The organism is Streptomyces sp., assembly GCF_050698815.1.
GTDB lineage: Bacteria > Actinomycetota > Actinomycetes > Streptomycetales > Streptomycetaceae > Streptomyces.
In genome coordinates this window covers 1-2,599 of the sequence record NZ_JBOHCV010000374.1, presented here as the reverse complement: position 1 = coordinate 2,599, position 2,599 = coordinate 1, and the positions used below count along the sequence as shown (strand labels likewise).

The window sequence follows — 2,599 nt, the reverse complement described above, 5'->3', positions numbered from 1 at the left end:
TTCGCGCACCGGGTCTGCGCGTCCCCCTCATCGCAACAGTGGTCGGAGCGCTCCCCCTCGGCATGCTCGGCCTGGGCCTGCTGCTCTACGTCAATGAGCTGACCGGTTCACTCACGGACGCCGGCATGGCGGCTGGTGCGTTCGGTGCGGGCAACGCGCTGGGGGTGCCGCTCCAAGGGCGGCTGATCGACAGGTTCGGGCAAACGGCGGTGGTCGCACCTGCAGGCGTGGTCTGCGGGGGGTGGACGATTCTGCTGGTCACTACCGCGCCCACCGTCGACTCGGTCGTCTTCGCCGTGGCGGTCAGCGCCGGCGCCGGAGCATGTGTCCCGGCGACCACGGGCAGCATGCGCGTCCTGCTGGCCGAGCTACTCGAAGAGGGCCAGGTCCGGGCCGCTGGATATGCGCTGCTTGCGGTGCTCTTCCAACTGGCCCTGCTGACCGGTCCTCTGGCCACATCAGCGCTACTGGCGCCGGCGGAGCCGGCTGGAGCCGTGGCGACAGGCGGGATCCTAGCCGCGGCAGCGGGGCTGCTCTTCTGCGGTACCAAGGCATCCCGGAGCTGGCAGCCCCAACGGACTCCCTCCACGACGGGAGGCATCAAAGGACAACGCGGTCTGCTGGTATTGCTGCTGATCGCGGGCGGCGTGGGAATCTCGGCCGGGTTCGTCGCGCTCGCCGTGCCGGCTGCTGCCCTGGCTCGTGGGAACGCGGCCGACAGCGGGCTGCTGCTTGCTGTGGTCGCCGCCGGGGAGATTCTCGGCGGCCTTCTCTTCGGAGCGCGTCGCTGGCGCTGGCCCTCCGCCCTGATGCTGCTCGCGGCCCTGGCCGGCTCCGCTGTAGCCGCTGGCCTCGTCGCGACGGCTGCAGGAAGTCTCACGCTGCTGTATCCGACACTGTTCCTGACCGGAGTGTGCGGCGGCCCCTTCGCCATCGCCTGTTCCTCGATGCTGGACACTTTGGCTCCCCGTGCTGCGTTGACTTCCTCCTACACCCTCATGGTCAGCGTGGGCCTGCTGGGCAGCTCTCTGGGAAACGGCGTCGGCGGCGCGTTCGTGGACGCCGCCGGGTACCGGCAGCTGCTCACGCATAACGCTTGCTGGCTCTTCACCCTGCTGACCACGGCACTTCTCCTTCGTCGAGCCCTTGCCACGCAGCCTCATCCCCCAGCGGCCCGCACCGTCCCGGACGCATCCGGGACGAACGACATCCGTAGGTGACGCGGCCGAGATCGGTGAAGTTCTTGTCCTAAAAGAGATCCGGCGTCGCCGGCATCACATCATCGAGAAACGCACTCACCATGGGCACCAGCACCGCTGACTCCCCCGAGATGCCGATGTGCGACGTCGCCGCCAGAATCACCAGGCGCGCGGCCGGAACCTTCTGCAGCATCCCCGACGCTGCCGCTTCCTCATCGCCGCCACCGCGCAGCTTGAACATCGCCAGCGCATGCTCCGGCTTCACTCCATCCGCATCACCGACGATGACCATCGTCTTCGCAGAGATCGAACGCATCTGCGCGTCGCTGATGTTCTGGTCATCGATGCTCAAGACCTTCATCTTTTCGAGATAGGCGTCGAACGCCGTGGCGTCCGGCGTGTGCTCCCTGAACGCCTTCTCGACGGGCGTACCGGCAAACGCTGTGGCGTTGAGACTCTCGATGCCCTCCAACACTGACGGGTACCAGCCGTCCCTGCGGTAAGTGGCGGACAGCGAGACCAACTTGTTGACGAGCGCCGGGTGACGGAGCGCGAGTTGCAGCGCGACCCCGCCGCCTTGCGAGTAGCCCATCACATCCGCGCGCTGGACCTTCAACGCGCGCAGCAACGCCGCGGCATCGTCGGCGAACTGCTCGTAAGACATCTTGCGCGAAGTATCCGGGGTGCGGCCGTGCCCTTGCTGATCGAAGACGATCACTGCGCGCTCGCTCGCGAAGGCGGACACCCACGACTTCATCGAGTCGGTGGCCATGAATGCGCCAGGGATAAGCAGCAACGGAGGCGTCTTCGACCTGCCGAGCTCGCCATTCACTTCGTGATAGAGGCTCAGCCCGTTGATCGGCAGGTGGCCGTTGCGCGAAGGCTTCGTTGTCATCATTTCCACCTCACGACTCCCCGTTCGGGCCGTAGAGCCGGGCGACATCGGGAGAGTCGAGCCAGTTGGAGTAGGTGGGCGACTTCGGCCAGCCCTCGGGTGAATCCTGCCATTCCTCCTGACGGCCCCACGGCAGGATGTCGATCAACGCGAAGGTGTAGCTGAGCTGTTCGGTACCGCGTCCGTCGGTGTGCCAGGTGCGGTAGACCTTGTCACCGTCGCGGAGGAACACGTTCACCGCGAAGCCCGCGCCGGGTGGCGCTCCTACGTCGGCGCCGAACGAGCTTTCCGACGACGAGTACCAGTCCATTCTGTTGCCGACTTTGGCCTTGTAGGCCAGCGCTTCTTCGATGGGCCCGTTGGTAACGATGACGAAGCGGGCATCGTAGTTGTCGAGGAAGCCCAGCCGGACGTACTGCGACGTCAGCCCTGTACAGCCGCCGCACTGCCACTCCGCGCCATCGGACCACATGTGGTTGTAGACGATGAGTTGGGAGCGCTCGTC

The 2,599-nt window shown here is 66.3% G+C and carries 3 protein-coding genes; 1 reads left to right on the top strand and 2 read right to left on the bottom strand.

Features of this window, described 5'->3' with window-relative positions:
• Nucleotides 1-1,220: MFS transporter (locus ACRDP3_RS13635; protein WP_431517181.1), on the top strand; the 1,220-nt coding region annotated here is incomplete at its 5' end.
• A gap of 28 nt (nt 1,221-1,248) precedes the next feature.
• Here ACRDP3_RS13635 and ACRDP3_RS13630 read toward each other — a convergent pair.
• Both ACRDP3_RS13630 and ACRDP3_RS13625 read right to left on the bottom strand, forming a co-directional pair.
• Nucleotides 1,249-2,097 (bottom strand): alpha/beta fold hydrolase, encoded by an 849-nt coding sequence (locus tag ACRDP3_RS13630; RefSeq protein ID WP_431517182.1) that lies wholly within the window; start codon nt 2,095-2,097, stop codon nt 1,249-1,251.
• A gap of 7 nt (nt 2,098-2,104) precedes the next feature.
• On the bottom strand, nt 2,105-2,599 hold a 495-nt coding region (locus ACRDP3_RS13625), incomplete at its 5' end, for a DUF899 family protein (RefSeq protein WP_431517180.1).